At 56.3% G+C, this 13,996-nt stretch carries 13 protein-coding genes; 7 read left to right on the top strand and 6 right to left on the bottom strand.

Features of this window, described 5'->3' with window-relative positions:
• Nucleotides 1-120: 120 nt before the first annotated feature.
• A complete protein-coding gene (locus AACY09_RS04420) occupies nucleotides 121-1,623 on the top strand; it encodes a helicase HerA-like domain-containing protein (protein WP_339486285.1) in 1,503 nt (500 codons plus the stop codon).
• A 58-nt stretch (nucleotides 1,624-1,681) separates the two neighbouring features.
• Here AACY09_RS04420 and AACY09_RS04415 read toward each other — a convergent pair whose 3' ends face one another.
• Nucleotides 1,682-1,885, bottom strand: a complete 204-nt coding sequence (locus tag AACY09_RS04415) for a hypothetical protein (RefSeq protein WP_339486284.1) — start codon at nucleotides 1,883-1,885, stop codon at nucleotides 1,682-1,684.
• A gap of 542 nt (nucleotides 1,886-2,427) precedes the next feature.
• On the opposite strand from AACY09_RS04415, the gene AACY09_RS04410 reads away from it, so the two are divergent.
• On the top strand, nucleotides 2,428-2,772 hold the full coding sequence (locus tag AACY09_RS04410; protein ID WP_339486283.1) for a YciI family protein: 345 nt from the start codon (nucleotides 2,428-2,430) through the stop codon (nucleotides 2,770-2,772).
• A 50-nt stretch (nucleotides 2,773-2,822) separates the two neighbouring features.
• On the opposite strand, the gene AACY09_RS04405 is transcribed toward AACY09_RS04410, so the two are convergent.
• The gene (locus AACY09_RS04405; RefSeq protein ID WP_339486281.1) at nucleotides 2,823-3,383 is read right to left on the bottom strand and encodes a tetratricopeptide repeat protein; all 561 of its coding nucleotides are present in this window, start codon (nucleotides 3,381-3,383) and stop codon (nucleotides 2,823-2,825) included.
• Nucleotides 3,384-3,655: 272 nt separating this feature from the next.
• Here AACY09_RS04405 and AACY09_RS04400 point away from each other — a divergent pair, with 272 nt between their 5' ends.
• From AACY09_RS04400 to dsbG, 5 genes are all read left to right on the top strand, one after another.
• On the top strand, nucleotides 3,656-4,945 hold the full coding sequence (locus AACY09_RS04400) for an NAD(P)/FAD-dependent oxidoreductase (protein ID WP_339486279.1): 1,290 nt from the start codon (nucleotides 3,656-3,658) through the stop codon (nucleotides 4,943-4,945).
• 49 nt (nucleotides 4,946-4,994) lie between these two features.
• A complete protein-coding gene (locus AACY09_RS04395) occupies nucleotides 4,995-5,546 on the top strand; it encodes a helix-turn-helix domain-containing protein (protein WP_339486277.1) in 552 nt (183 codons plus the stop codon).
• Between the two features lie 123 nt (nucleotides 5,547-5,669).
• Nucleotides 5,670-6,800: a M14 family metallopeptidase gene (locus AACY09_RS04390; RefSeq protein ID WP_339486276.1), complete on the top strand. Its 1,131-nt coding sequence runs from the start codon at nucleotides 5,670-5,672 to the stop codon at nucleotides 6,798-6,800.
• 104 nt (nucleotides 6,801-6,904) lie between these two features.
• The gene (locus tag AACY09_RS04385; RefSeq protein WP_339486274.1) at nucleotides 6,905-7,720 is read left to right on the top strand and encodes a TlpA disulfide reductase family protein; all 816 of its coding nucleotides are present in this window, start codon (nucleotides 6,905-6,907) and stop codon (nucleotides 7,718-7,720) included.
• Entirely contained in the window at nucleotides 7,717-8,478 is a 762-nt protein-coding gene (dsbG, locus tag AACY09_RS04380; protein WP_339486273.1) for a thiol:disulfide interchange protein DsbG, read from the top strand. Before AACY09_RS04385 ends, dsbG begins: the two co-directional genes overlap by 4 nt.
• A gap of 74 nt (nucleotides 8,479-8,552) precedes the next feature.
• On the opposite strand, the gene gcvT is transcribed toward dsbG, so the two are convergent.
• The 4 genes from gcvT to AACY09_RS04360 all read right to left on the bottom strand — a co-directional run bounded on the left by gcvT (nucleotide 8,553) and on the right by AACY09_RS04360 (nucleotide 13,870).
• The gene (gene gcvT, locus AACY09_RS04375) at nucleotides 8,553-9,677 is read right to left on the bottom strand and encodes a glycine cleavage system aminomethyltransferase GcvT (protein ID WP_339486271.1); all 1,125 of its coding nucleotides are present in this window, start codon (nucleotides 9,675-9,677) and stop codon (nucleotides 8,553-8,555) included.
• 55 nt (nucleotides 9,678-9,732) lie between these two features.
• Nucleotides 9,733-11,109, bottom strand: coding sequence for an L-serine ammonia-lyase (locus AACY09_RS04370; protein WP_339486269.1), 1,377 nt, complete (start codon nucleotides 11,107-11,109; stop codon nucleotides 9,733-9,735).
• Nucleotides 11,110-11,186: 77 nt separating this feature from the next.
• Complete coding sequence (glyA, locus tag AACY09_RS04365; protein WP_339486267.1) at nucleotides 11,187-12,440, bottom strand: serine hydroxymethyltransferase; 1,254 nt, start codon at nucleotides 12,438-12,440, stop codon at nucleotides 11,187-11,189.
• Between the two features lie 53 nt (nucleotides 12,441-12,493).
• Nucleotides 12,494-13,870, bottom strand: a complete 1,377-nt coding sequence (locus tag AACY09_RS04360; protein ID WP_339486265.1) for an alanine/glycine:cation symporter family protein — start codon at nucleotides 13,868-13,870, stop codon at nucleotides 12,494-12,496.
• Between the last annotated feature and the right edge of the window lie 126 nt (nucleotides 13,871-13,996).

The following is a 13,996-nucleotide window of genomic DNA, read 5'->3' as shown; positions in this document are numbered from 1 at the left end:
GCGCCCGTAAGGTACTGAAGCCAGTCTTTGATAAAAGTAGGTGTGAAGTCGCAAACTAGCGGCCTTAGCCAGATATGTCGGCAAATGGCTCGAAAAGCTTTAATCCAGAGGAAGGTAAAAATGGCTGTAGCGAACCAATTAATTATCGGCGCTGATCTGGAAGGTCAGGCGGTCGGTCAATCCTTGCGTCTGGCCAACCGCCATGGCTTGATCGCGGGGGCAACCGGCACCGGCAAAACGGTGACCTTGCAACGGTTGATCGAGACGTTTAGTGAGGCCGGGGTTGCTGTATTCGCTGCAGACGTCAAGGGCGATCTGTGCGGGGTTGGCGCGCAGGGGAATCCCCAGGGGAAAATTGCCGAACGCATTGCCAGCATGCCGTGGCTCAACCATGTGCCCAAGGCCTGTCCGGTCTCACTCTGGGACATCAACGGCCAGAGTGGTCACCCATTGCGAACCACCTTGAGTGAAATGGGACCCTTGCTGCTTGGCTCATTGCTAGAGCTGAGTGACAGCCAGCAAGCGGCGCTCTATGCCGCGTTCAAAGTGGCTGACCGCGAAGGCTTGTTGTTGCTTGACCTGAAAGACCTGAAGGCATTGCTCAATCATCTCAAAGACCACCCGGAAGTGCTCGGTGATGACGGCGCGCTGTTTACCAAAACCTCCGGGCAAGCCTTGTTACGCCGTCTTTCAGGCCTCGAACAGCAAGGGGCAGAGGCGCTCTTTGGTGAGCCTGCCTTGCAGTTGGAAGATATTCTTCAGCCTGACGCCAACGGCAGTGGGCGCGTGCATTTGCTGGATGCCAGCCGCCTGGTGCATGAAGCGCCTAAAGTGTACGCCACCTTCTTGCTGTGGTTGCTGGCTGAGCTTTTTGAGCAGTTACCCGAGCGTGGTGATGCCGACAAGCCTGTGTTGGCGCTGTTTTTCGATGAGGCGCACCTGCTCTTTGCTGATACGCCAAAAGCCCTGCAAGAGCGGTTGGAACAGGTGGTACGGCTGATTCGCTCTAAAGGCGTTGGGGTGTACTTTGTCACGCAGTCGCCGAGTGATCTGCCCGATGATGTACTGGCGCAATTGGGCTTACGTATTCAGCATGGTTTACGCGCCTTTACTGCTAAAGAGCAGAAATCGCTGCGCGCTGTAGCCGAAGGTTTCCGGCCGAATCCAGCGTTTGACACCCTCAGCGTTCTAACTGAACTGGGCATTGGCGAGGCGTTAGTCAGCACCATGGAAGAGAAGGGCACGCCGGGCATGGTAAGGCGCGTGCTTATCGCCCCGCCGCAGTCACGGATAGGGCCGTTGACCGAAGCAGAGCGCGCCAGCTTGATCAAACAATCACCACTGGCAGGGCGTTACGACAAGCCTATTGATCGCGAATCTGCCTATGAGCTGCTGACTGCACGGGCGGCTGCGGCTGAGGTTAAGCCGCAGACGCAAACCCCAACTGCTGGCAAAACCAAGGCCGCTAAAGAAGATGAGAGCTTTGGTGATATGGCCACGGACTTACTGGGTGGCTTTGCCAGCCAGGCGATGAAAACCGCTGTGCGCCAAGCCGCCAATCAGTTTGGCAGGCAGTTGGTGCGTGGCTTGATGGGATCGCTATTGGGCAGTAAAAAGCGCTAGGGATTGGAGCTCAGTCTGCCAGAGGGAGGTTAAATAGCTCTGTCTGGCGGGTGATGAGTCAAAATTCAGATTTGTCTTCCAGCTCTTTTTCGATCTTCTGTATCTCTTTATCGAAAGCTTGGTCGAGAAGAGAGGCTCTTTTGCGCCACGGCTTGCGTTCAGGTTCCGGTTGAGCGGCGTAGGTTAAAACTTCTCCGCCGTAAACATCCTTGTAACGCTGCGCCTGGCGCTCGAGTTCGGCGCGCAGTTCGTCTTTCGTCACATTAAATCCTAAGGTCTAAGTTGTAGTCCGTTGTTACGGCCACTTTCAGGTTCAAGCGTACGGTCAGTTTTCAATTGAATAGCGTGCGGCGCGCTGACTGGGGCGCTACACATACAGACGGTGAAAACAATCGCTTAAAAGGGGTGTCGACTTTTGTTGTCGATCTAGGCCAATTATCGCGATCGGTTAGAAAATGTCCAGTTCTTGTGCAGCGTGCTTTAGATGCACCTGTATACCCCTGTTAGTTTGCGCTAGTTAGCATAGTTGGCACGCTCGTTCTGTTGATGACGCTGTGAGTTGCCAAGGTGTAATTAAGACTGATAGCGGCTTAAAAGGTTACAAGGCTGTGGAAAATAAACCGGCGATCAATAACGGTTGAGTTTCTTGAACCTTTTGGTTCTTAACTAGCCCCTCTATTCCGGCACTCTTGGAGGGAATGGTCGTTCCTTATGCAAGATAAAGAACTGTGCAGTGTCGAATGTCATTTGGCCCAAACGACTAGGACATACACAAGCATATTGCAGCGAGCAAGGGAGAGTGTGATGAAATATTTATGTCTGGTTTACAGCAACGAGCAGCAACTTCATTCCAGCGCAGACAGTCCTGCGGATGAAGAGTGTTGGGCCTACGCCGAAGCAGTCCAGCGCAGTGGCCGTATGATTGCCGCAGAAGCGTTGCAGCCAGTGCACAGTGCAACAACGGTGCGTATGCGCGGCGGGCAACTTTCAATCACCGATGGCCCCTTCGCCGAAACTAAAGAACAACTGGCAGGGTTTTATCTGATTGAAGCCCGCGACCTGAATGAAGCGATTCAAGTGGCGGGCAAGATTCCTGCTGCACGGGTTGGTTGTGTGGAAGTGCGACCGGTGAGGCAGTTGGACATATGAAACAACACGCCCCGCAAGTGCGGGGCGTGTTTGCAGCAAGTCGGCGTTGGTTACGGGGTCTGCAGTTTCTTCAGGGCTTCACAGCTGACTTGGTAGTTGGCTTTACACGCGGCGGTGTACAGGGCCACTGCCTGGTTAGGGTCGCGGGCGACACCGTGTTCGCCGGTAAAGTAGAGGTTGCCAAGGATGTGCTGCGCCATTGGGTTACCGCCAGCTGCGGACTGGTTCAGGTACTTGAGCATGGCATCACGATTGGCAAAGGAGGCATCGTCTCGGCCGGTGTAGAGGTAAGCCAGGCTTACCGCTGCCATCGAGTGGCCTTTGTCAGCGGCTTTTTTCCACCAGCTCTCAGCTTGCTTGAGGTCTTTGATTGGGCGGCCAACGAAATAAGCACTGCCTAATTTGAATTGACTCTCAACGTCGCCACTTTCAGCGGCCTTACGCAGTTGATCGAACTCGGGGTTGGCACTCTGCTCTTGGGTTGTTGCCGGAGCCGTCGTAGGCTCGGTGGTATCAGTGTCGGTATCGTTGCTGGCGCAACCGCCGAGAACAAGCAGGGTACAGAGCAGGGCGGGAAGTGTTGAACGCGCCAGTAAATTTGTTTTCATCATGTTGATTCCTGATTTGACGAGAGCATGTTGCATACGACGGTATGACTAAGTGCTGGATGATTCAAGCCTCAGAATTTGCCAAAGCGCATGCCTAATTAGGCTTCTCATGCCCGCGTCAGGTTTATACCCCAGCCCCAGAGGTGAGTGATTACGGCTACATCAAAGACAACAGTTTTGTGCAGAAGTTGGCAGGTCTGCGTGTTACTTGGCTATATGAAATTTATGTAGTAAATTTTCATGAAATTATAAGCGAAATAATTCATGAGGCTCGAATGTTCAAGCAGTCTGCCCAGCATTTACCCACCTATTATGCGTCAACCTTTCCCGGGCCAATTGGGTTGAGGCCAGCGCTTGATGAGCCCCTTGATACCGAGGTGCTGATCATTGGCGGCGGCTTTAGCGGCCTGCATTGTGCGTTGCAGTTGTTACAGGCAGGTAAGCGCGTGGTTGTTCTGGAGGCCAGTCGTTTGGCGTGGGCGGCATCAGGTCGTAACGGCGGGCAAGCCTTACTCGGCTGGTCATGTGATATGCCACCTTTGGAGGCCGCACTGGGTTTGAGTGGCGCCCAGCGACTTTGGCGCAGCATGCAATGGGCCGCCGATGAGATGCGCGAACTGCCTCAGCGTCACGGTTTCGATATCGATTACCGCCAAGGCAGTCTGTACAGCGCAGTACAGGCACGGCGTGTCCCTCAGTTGCAAGCCGCTGAGCGCGAAGCCCATGAGAAATGGGCCTCGCCGGGTGTTCGTTTTATTGCCGGAGAGGAGTTGCGCGGCTGGATTGGCAGTGGCCGCTATCAGGCCGCGCTCTATGATCCGCAAGGGGCCCATATCAATCCGCTGAAACTCGCCCATGGGTTGGCCGCGGCCATTGAGCAATTGGGTGGGCAGATCTTTGAGCAGACTCATGTGCGGGACTACCGCCAGACGGCTGAAGGCTATCGCGCGCGGACGGATAAAGCCGAAGTGCGCGCCGATGTTCTTGTTCTCGCCTGCAATGCCTACATTGATAAGCTGGACCCGGGGTTAAGCCGACGTATCTTGCCGGTGGGCTCCTATCAAGTGGCTACAGCGCCATTAGCGGCCGAACTGGCTCATTCACTTTTGCCGAAGAACAGCTGCGTCATCGACAATCAATTTGTCCCGGACTACTTCCGCTTAACCCCGGACAACCGTCTGCTGTTCGGAGGTGGGTGCACCTATCTTGGCGGTATCCCCAAGGATGTCGCGAAGGCAACCCGGCCGTACCTGGAACGGGTATTTCCGCAGTTAATCGGGGTCGGGCTGGACTATGCATGGGGCGGCCATATCGATTGCACCATGAAACGCACCCCTGATATCGGCTGTGAAGGCCAGCGTTATTGGCTACAAGGGTTTTCCGGGCATGGCGTGCTCCCCACACTCGCCGGGGCGCGGGCGGTAACCGATGCAATTCTTGGCAACGCAGACCTGCTCAGGCTGTATCAGGGTTTGCACAACCCGGCGTTCCCCGGCGGCTCAACCCTTGCTGCACCTATCGAGGCGCTGGGTAAAGCGTGGTACCGACTGCGTGACAGCCTGTAACCTTTATCGGCTTATAAGTCAGTTAATAGAAGTGCTTTGAGGACCAGATATGGATATGCAGGATGAGGTTGAGGGGTTGGCGATATTGATTCGCGACCTGCGCAAGCACAAGAAGGTGAGTCTCGAAGCGTTGGCCGAGCAGATTGGACGTTCAGTGGGGTTTGTGTCTCAGGTTGAACGGGCAATATCCAAGCCCACCGTAGCCGATCTCACTGCCATTTCGGAGGCCTTGGGCGTCTCTACCAGCTATTTTTATAACCTTAGTAAACCGCGTGAAGTCAGCTGGGTGACTCGACCCGATGAACGTCGCACCTTGTATTACGCCGGTGAGATTACCGATGTGCTGGTTTCGCCAAGCATGTCGGCTGGTTTCTCAATGTTGGAAAGTCATCTGGCGCCGGGGGCGAGCAGCGGTGAAGGGCATTTGGATGACAGTTCAGAGCAAGGCGGCTTTGTGCTCGAAGGAGAGCTGACCATTTGGCTTGACGCTGAACCGGTGACCTTACTGGCGAATGATGGCTTCCAGCTACCGCCGCACAGCCAGTTTCGTTATGCCAATCTCAGTCAGCAGGCGACTCGGGTACTTTGGGTCTTTAAATAATCGCCCACTGAACAGCCAGTTCTGGCGCGAGCGGCAATTATTTTCTGGGTTTTACCGTTTGCAAGTCGGGCTGGAACTGCGATGCTTTAGGCCGTTATTGAATTCAGCGTATTTGAGGTGCGTATGCAGATCAGTTGTGATTTCGACAGTGGCAATATTGAGGTTATTGATGCCAGTAATCCTCAGCGGGTATTGCTGGAGATTCGCCCTGATCTCTGCAGCCACCACTTCCAGTGGTTTCATTTCAAAGTGGAGGGGCTTACACCGGGTAAGCCGATTGGCTTCAGCTTGATCAATGCCCACCACTCTGCGTATAGCCATGCGTGGAGCGGCTATGATACCGCTGCGTCCTATGATCAGAAAAAATGGTTCAGGGTGCCAAGCCGCTTTCAGGACGGTGCCCTCGATTTTGAGCTGGCGCCCCATCAGCCGCAGATATGGTTCGCCTACTTTGAGCCCTATAGCCGCGAGCGCCATGATCAACTGATCGCCACGGCAGTTGCTGAGGCCGGAGCGCAAGTCATCGCTACGGGCAAGAGTATCGAAGGGCGCGATATTCAGTTGCTCAAAGTCAGCCGTAACCCCAATGCACAGCGCAAGGTCTGGATCATCGCCCAACAGCATCCGGGCGAGCACATGGCTGAGTGGTACATGGAGGGAGTGATCGAGCGCCTGCAAAACAGTGAAGATGCGCAGCTCAACCATTTGCTTGAGCATGCTGATTTGTACCTGGTGCCGAACATGAATCCTGATGGGGCCTTCCGCGGTCATTTGCGCACCAATGCGGCGGGTCAGGACCTCAATCGTGCTTGGCAATCTGCCAGTGAAGAACAAAGCCCCGAGGTGTATTTCGTCCAGCAACAGATGCGCAAGATCGGTGTTGATCTGTTTTTGGATATCCACGGCGATGAAGAAATCCCTCACGTGTTTACGGCTGGTTGTGAGGGTAACCCGGGGTATAACGCCCGCTTGGAGAAACTTGAACACGATTTTCGCAGTCGGCTGGTTGCCAGCGGTGCGGAATTTCAGACGCGCTTTGGTTATCCGCGCAGTGAGCCCGGCAAAGCCAATACCACCCTGGCATGCAACTCGGTCGGTATGGAGTTCGACTGCTTGGCGTTCACCATCGAGATGCCTTTTAAAGACCACAATGACACGCCGTGCCCACGCACTGGATGGAATGGCCAGCGCTCTGCACAACTGGGCAAAGATGTTCTCAGCGTGATCGCGGATATGGTTGAGCAGTTGCGCTAAACACAGTTTGTAACGCTCGCAATCAGCGGTTGTTGAACCCTTTACATAACGGACGTGTCGCAGTTGTTTGCCTTTTCAGGCACAACTGATCTCAAGGAATGCAGATGCTTAGCGTTAACCTTGGGCCCTTGACTATGTCAGCGGCCCATTTGTTGTTATTGACCAGCCTGTTTGTGGCCACGCTGGTTGGCTGGTGGGTTGGGCGTAGCGCTAAGAGCAATCCGGAAAATCGCTTGTTTTTGATGTTCCTGACAGGTGTGCTGGGCGCGCGTTGCGCCTTCGTTGTGCGCTACTTTGAGCATTTCGAGAATGATTTGTGGCAGGTGATTGACCTGCGCGATGGCGGGTTTATCGCCTGGCCGGGCGTTCTTGTGGGGCTGGCGCTGGGCGGGTATTACTGGATTAAACAACCAGCGATGCGCCGTCCGCTTGGCATTGCATTGGTTGCCGGCTTACTCGTCTGGGGTTCCGGTACGGCAGTAATGCGTGCACTGGAGCATGGCACGCGTCTGCCGCAAGTGGCCCTGACCTCGATGGAAGGTAAAGCCGTTAGCTTGAATGACTATCTCGGCAAACCTCTGGTAGTCAACCTCTGGGCAACCTGGTGTCCGCCGTGTCGCCGTGAAATGCCGGTGCTGGCGGCAGCACAGGCGCGCCATACTGATGTCACCTTCTTGTTCGTCAACCAGGGTGAAAGTCAGGACGAAATCAGTCGATTTTTGCAGGCCGGTCAGCTCACTATGAGCAATGTACTTATGGATAACCACGCCCAGCTTGGGCCGCTGGTCGGTTCACGGGCATTGCCGACTACGGTGTTTTATAACGCGGATGGGCGGCAGATCGGCAGTCACTTGGGTGAGTTGTCGGATGCCAGCCTATCGCAGGTTCTAGAGCTGTTTAAAAAGGATGATAAACAATGATTACCTTAACTTCGCGTTGGTTGGCACTGGCGCTTATAAGTAGCGTTGCTACGGGCCTGCATGCAGAAGAATGGCCTGCGCCGATTAAAGCGGTGGAAGCGCGTGGCGCAGAAGTGGTCGGCAAGTTCGATGCCCCCGGTGGCATGCAGGGGTTTGCGGCTAAATATAATGGCCAGGCCATGGCCCTGTATCTGCTGCCCGATGGTAAGCACGTGCTGCTTGGCACCTTGCTGGATGAGCAGGGCGCCGATCTAAGCGAGGCGCCGCTGGAAAAATTGGTTTACCAGCCAATGGCCAAGGAAATGTGGGCCCGCATGGAAAAAAGCCACTGGGTGGCAGATGGCAAACCCGATGCGCCACGCGTGGTCTATGTATTCAGCGACCCCAATTGTCCGTACTGCACGCTGTTCTGGAAGCAGTCACGTCCTTGGGTCGAGTCCGGCAAGGTTCAGCTGCGCCATATCATGGTCGGCATCATTCGCGAAGATAGCGAAGGCAAGGCCGCGACCATACTCACAGCCAAATCACCCGAGAAGGCACTTCACACGCATGAGTCTGCCGGTCAATCCAGCTCGCTTAAGCCGTTGAAAACCATTCCCGCGGATATCCAAAAGCAGCTCGATAGCAACGTCGCGCTGATGGGCGAGCTGGGTGGCCAGGCAACGCCGGCGATTTTCTATCTGGATAAGGATGGGCGCATGCAGCAGCAACAAGGTGCACCGCGGCCAGATGCATTAAAAGCGATTATGGGCGAGTAACAACGGGGGCTTCCCAGCGCGCACAAAAAAGCCCGTATCGTGACATACGGGCTTTTTTGCTATTGCTCGATCGATCAGCCGCGGTAGTAGCGCTGTTCTACAAAGGGTGTTTTGGCCACTTTCATTGCTACGCGCTTGCCACGCACGATAGCCCAGACATCGCTGCCCACTGGCACGTGGCTGGCCTGGACGTAGCCCATGGCAACCGGGGCGCCCAAGGTTGGGCCGAAACCGCCGCTGGTGACGGTGCCAATGGTGTTGCCCTCGGCATCAACAATTTCAGCGCCTTCACGCACCGGAACCCGCTCTTGTGGCAACAGACCGACGCGCTTGCTGGCAACGCCAGCCTGCTGTTGGGCAAATACCTGTTCTGCGCCCGGGAAGCCACCAGCACGTGCACCGTCGGCGCGGCGTGGTTTGGACATGGCCCAAAGCAGGCTGGCTTCGATGGGAGTGGTGCTGGTGCTCATGTCGTGGCCGTACAGGCACAGACCGGCTTCCAGGCGCAGTGAGTCGCGAGCGCCAAGGCCAATCGCCTCGACTTCAGGCTCGGCCAGCAGGCTGCGCGCCAGGGTTTCAGCGCTTTCGTTTGGTACCGAGATTTCATAGCCATCTTCACCGGTGTAGCCAGAGCGGCTGACGTAGCAGTCAACACCGAGCAGGCGCACTTGGGTGAATTGCATAAAGGTCATCTTCGCTACTTCTGGAGCAAGACGGCTGAGCACGTCCACGGCCTTCGGACCTTGCAGGGCCAGCAGTGCGCGCGAATCAAACAGGCTTTCAATCTCGCACTGCTCGCCAATGTGTTTGCGTAAGTGTTCCAGGTCCTGGTCTTTGCAGGCCGCGTTGACCACTAGAAACAGGGTGTCATCACCGAGGTTGGCCACCATCAGGTCGTCGAGGATGCAGCCGTTTTCGTCGGTAAACATCGCGTAGCGCTGCATGCCTACCGGCAGGTCGATAATGTCGACAGGCACCAAGGTTTCCAAGGCTTTGGCTGCATTGGCGCCCCTTAGAACCAGCTGGCCCATGTGCGAGACATCAAACAAGCCCGCCTGATCGCGGGTCTGCAAATGTTCTTTCATGACGCCGAGCGGGTACTGCACCGGCATGTCGTAGCCAGCGAACGGCACCATACGTGCGCCCAGCTCAAGGTGCAGTGTGTGCAATGGGGTTTTAGCGAGAGTTTCGGTAGTCATGCAGGTCTCCTTGGTGTTCGGCTCGCCGCGCGCTTGTGCAGCACGCAGCGCTTAATCAGCATTCGATGATGTTCACGGCAAGGCCGCCGCGAGAGGTTTCTTTGTACTTGCTTTTCATATCAGCGCCGGTCTGGCGCATGGTCCGAATCACTTTATCCAGTGAAATAAAGTGCTGGCCGTCGCCGCGCAATGCCATGCGCACGGCATTGATGGCTTTAACCGAGCCCATCGCGTTGCGTTCAATGCAGGGCACTTGGACCAAGCCGCCGACCGGGTCGCAGGTCAGGCCGAGGTTGTGTTCCATGCCGATTTCCGCAGCGTTTTCAACTTGCTGCACGCTGCCGCCAAGCACTTCGCACAAGGCGCCGGCAGCCATGGAACACGCCACACCGACCTCACCCTGACAACCCACCTCGGCACCGGAGATCGAGGCATTTTCTTTATAGAGGATACCGATGGCGGCTGCAGTGAGCAGAAAACGCACCACGCCATCGTCATTGGCACCGCTGATAAAGCGGGTGTAGTAATGCATCACAGCCGGGATAATACCCGCCGCTCCATTTGTAGGCGCGGTGACTACGCGGCCGCCGCTGGCGTTTTCTTCATTGACGGCCAATGCATACAGGTTGACCCAATCGAGCACGCTCAGCGCATCGCGCATGTTCGCTTCCGGGTTTTTGCACAGCTGACGATAGAGGGCCGCTGCTCGGCGTTTAACCTTCAGACCGCCGGGCATGATGCCTTCGTTGTTGCAGCCCGCGGTGACGCAATCTTGCATCACCTGCCAAATCTTCAGCAGGCGCTCGCGGGTTTCCGCTTCGGGACGCCAGGCCGCTTCATTGGCAAGCATTACCTGGCTAACCGACAGGCTATGTTCGGCACAGTGGGCCAACAGTTGCTTGCCGGTGGTGAACGGGTAGGGCAGTTTGGTTTGATCTTCAACAATGCGGTCGGCGCCTGCAGCTTCGTCGTCCACCACAAAGCCGCCGCCAACCGAATAATACTCGCGGCTGCGAATCTGTATTCCGGCTTGATCGAATGCTCGGAAGATCATGCCATTGGGATGAAACGCCAAGGGCTTGCGGATCATCGCCAGGTGTTCTTTCTCGACAAAGCGAATGGTTTTTTCGCCGAGTAAATCAAGTTCTCCTGCGGCTCGAATCGCTTTTAAGCGTTGATCAATGGTGCTGGTGTCGACGTTGTCGGGTTGTTCACCAAGCAGGCCAAGTAGCACGGCTTTGTCGCTGCCGTGGCCTTTGCCGGTCGCGCCCAGAGATCCGTAGAGTTCGACATTAACCCGCTCGGTCGTGGTGAGCAGTTCATCGCGGCGCAGGCCTTCGACAAAACGAGCGGCGGCACGCATCGGTCCAACCGTGTGTGAGCTGGAAGGGCCGATACCGATTTTGAACAAGTCAAAAACACTGAGTGACATAAAACCTCGCAGGTCTGCGCTTGTGGCAGCAGACCGCATCAATAGTTGCGTGTGAGGCGCTCTGTAGAGTGCCTTACTTAGTCAGCGTAGACCGGGAAGGTCTTGCAGAACTCGCTTACCTGACCACGTACACGTTCGATTACGGCTGGGTTGTCCAGTTCATCAAGAATGTCGCAGATCCAGCCAGCCAATTCACGGCACTCGCCTTCTTTAAAGCCGCGCGTGGTCACGGCCGGGGTGCCAATGCGAATACCCGAGGTGACAAAAGGTGACTGTGGGTCGTTGGGCACCGCGTTTTTGTTGACGGTGATGTGGGCATCGCCCAAGGCCGCATCAGCGGCTTTGCCCGTCAGGCCTTGCTTGATCAGGCTCAGCAGGAACAGGTGGTTGTCAGTACCACCGGAAACCACTTCAAATCCCCGGCCGATAAATACTTCAGCCATCGCCCGGGCGTTGTTGATCACTTGCTGCTGGTAGGTCTTGAAACCGGGCTCCATGGCTTCTTTGAAGCACACTGCCTTGCCCGCGATAACGTGCATCAACGGACCGCCCTGGCTGCCGGGGAACACCGCCGAGTTGAGTTTCTTCTCGATGGCTTCGTTCGCCTTGGCCAGGATCAGACCACCACGTGGACCGCGCAAGGTTTTGTGGGTCGTGGTGGTGACAACATCGGCGTACGGCAGCGGGTTCGGATACAGGCCTGCCGCGACTAGACCGGCAACGTGCGCCATGTCGACAAACAGGTAAGCGCCCACTTTGTCGGCGATTTCACGGAAACGGGCGAAGTCCAGGGTGCGCGAATACGCGGAGAAGCCCGCCACGATCATTTTCGGTTGGTGCTCGACGGCGAGGCGTTCAACTTCGGCGTAATCAATCAGGCCTTGTTCGTCGATGCCGTACTGGATGGCGTTGTAGAGCTTGCCCGATGAGCTCACTTTGGCGCCGTGGGTCAAGTGGCCGCCGTGGGCCAGGCTCATGCCGAGAATGGTGTCACCTGCTTGCAGCAGTGCCAGGTACACCGCTGAGTTCGCGGAGGAGCCCGAATGGGGCTGGACGTTGGCGTAATCGGCGCCGAACAGTTGCTTGGCACGCTCGATGGCCAGGCTTTCGACCACATCGACGTGCTCACAGCCGCCGTAATAACGCTTGCCCGGGTAGCCTTCAGCGTATTTGTTGGTCAGGCCGCTGCCCTGAGCTTCCATTACCGCTGGGCTGGTGTAGTTTTCCGAGGCGATCAGTTCGATGTGATCTTCCTGGCGGCGGTCTTCGGCATTCAGTGCACGCGCGAGTGCTGGATCATATTCGTTCAGAGTCAGGCTTTTGTAGAACATTGCAGGTGTCCTTAAAGTCGGGCGCGAGCGCTTATCGCTCGCGCCATAGTGAGTCAGCGTTGCAGCGAGTCGACGCTGCGCTTGACGATGTCCGGGTTGAAGTGATCGCGGGTCAGCTTGACCACAATAGGGCTCAACAGTAACAGCGAGAGCAGGTTCGGCAGGGCCATCAAGCCATTCAGGGTGTCAGCCAGCAGCCAGGCAAAGTCGAGTTGGGCAATAGCGCCAAACGGCACGGCCAGCACCCAGATAATCCGGAATGGCATGATCGCTTTGGTGCCAACCATAAATTCCCAGCAGCGCTCGCCAAAGTAGCTCCAGCCAAGAATAGTCGTGAAGGCAAACACCACCAGCGCAATGCTCAGAAATGCACCGCCAAAACCCGGCATGGCGGACTCGAAGGCCGATGCCGAAAGGGCTGCGCCGCTGACACCGCTGGTCCAAACGCCAGAGCAGATGATCGCCAGGCCGGTCATGGTGCAGATCACCAGGGTATCGATAAAGGTGCCGAGCATGCCGATCATGCCAGAGCGCACCGGGCTGTTGGTGGTGCCAGCAGCTTGAGCGATACCGGCAGTGCCGAGGCCTGCTTCGTTGGAGAAAATACCCCGGGCGACACCAAAGCGGATCGCCGCAATCACTGCCGCACCGGCGAAACCACCGGTGGCTGCTGCTGGGCTGAAGGCGTGGGTGAAGATCAGGTTGAAGGCATTGGGGATTTGGTCAGCAAAGACAACCAGCACCACGATTGAGGCGACGATGTAGGCGATGCACATAAAAGGAACAAGTGCTGCGGCAACCACGCCAATACGCTTGATGCCGCCAAGGATAACCAGACCGACAGCGACCATGCTCACAACCCCGGTCACCCACAGCGGGATATCGAAGGTGCTCTCAAGGGCATGGGCCATGCTGTTGACCTGAACCATGTTACCGATGCCAAAGCCTGCCAGCCCGCCAAAGATGGCGAATGCAGTGCCGAGCCATAGCCACTTTTTGCCCAGACCATTTTTGATCGCGTACATCGGACCGCCGACGTGTTCGCCGCGCTCATCTTTTTCGCGGTAGTGCACCGCCAGCACCACTTCGCAGTACTTGGTTGCCATGCCGACCAGTGCGGTGCACCACATCCAGAACAGGGCGCCGGGGCCACCGAGGAAAATAGCAGTGGCCACACCGGCAATGTTACCGGTGCCGACTGTGGCAGCGAGGCAGGTCATCAAGGCTTGAAAGGGGCTGATTTCGCCACTGGCGTCGTCGTCTTTCTTGCGGCCTTGCCACATCAAGCTGAAGCCTGCGCCAATCTTGCTGATCGGCATAAACTTCAGGCGAATCATCAGGAACAGGCCTGTGCCGAGAATCGCCACCAGCATCGGCGGGCCCCAGACGAGTCCGTTTATTGAGTTAACTAATGTGTTGATAAATTCCATGGAACGCACCTTTTTGTTGTTGTTAGCGTCAGGGGTAGCCTGCGCGGGATAGGGGCAGTTTGCAGTGGTTTTGCGAGTGGAATGTGCTGCTGTGGTAAGGGTTACGGTTGTGCTTTGATACCTGGT

Source organism: Pseudomonas sp. EL_65y_Pfl2_R95, from assembly GCF_963971045.1.
GTDB lineage: Bacteria > Pseudomonadota > Gammaproteobacteria > Pseudomonadales > Pseudomonadaceae > Aquipseudomonas.
The sequence above is the reverse complement of the archived record's forward strand: the minus strand, read 5'-3'. Positions and strand labels throughout refer to the sequence as shown.

What these genes read in the sequence shown, in the direction of transcription:
- AACY09_RS04390 (WP_339486276.1), top strand. Translation starts at nt 5,670, where the DNA reads ATGCAGATCAGTTGTGATTTCGACAGTGGCAATATTGAGGTTATTGAT.
- glyA (WP_339486267.1), bottom strand. Translation starts at nt 12,440, where the DNA reads ATGTTCTACAAAAGCCTGACTCTGAACGAATATGATCCAGCACTCGCG.
- AACY09_RS04400 (WP_339486279.1), top strand. Translation starts at nt 3,656, where the DNA reads ATGTTCAAGCAGTCTGCCCAGCATTTACCCACCTATTATGCGTCAACC.
- AACY09_RS04420 (WP_339486285.1), top strand. Translation starts at nt 121, where the DNA reads ATGGCTGTAGCGAACCAATTAATTATCGGCGCTGATCTGGAAGGTCAG.
- gcvT (WP_339486271.1), bottom strand. Translation starts at nt 9,677, where the DNA reads ATGACTACCGAAACTCTCGCTAAAACCCCATTGCACACACTGCACCTT.
- AACY09_RS04370 (WP_339486269.1), bottom strand. Translation starts at nt 11,109, where the DNA reads ATGTCACTCAGTGTTTTTGACTTGTTCAAAATCGGTATCGGCCCTTCC.
- AACY09_RS04385 (WP_339486274.1), top strand. Translation starts at nt 6,905, where the DNA reads ATGCTTAGCGTTAACCTTGGGCCCTTGACTATGTCAGCGGCCCATTTG.
- dsbG (WP_339486273.1), top strand. Translation starts at nt 7,717, where the DNA reads ATGATTACCTTAACTTCGCGTTGGTTGGCACTGGCGCTTATAAGTAGC.
- AACY09_RS04405 (WP_339486281.1), bottom strand. Translation starts at nt 3,383, where the DNA reads ATGATGAAAACAAATTTACTGGCGCGTTCAACACTTCCCGCCCTGCTC.
- AACY09_RS04410 (WP_339486283.1), top strand. Translation starts at nt 2,428, where the DNA reads ATGAAATATTTATGTCTGGTTTACAGCAACGAGCAGCAACTTCATTCC.
- AACY09_RS04395 (WP_339486277.1), top strand. Translation starts at nt 4,995, where the DNA reads ATGGATATGCAGGATGAGGTTGAGGGGTTGGCGATATTGATTCGCGAC.
- AACY09_RS04360 (WP_339486265.1), bottom strand. Translation starts at nt 13,870, where the DNA reads ATGGAATTTATCAACACATTAGTTAACTCAATAAACGGACTCGTCTGG.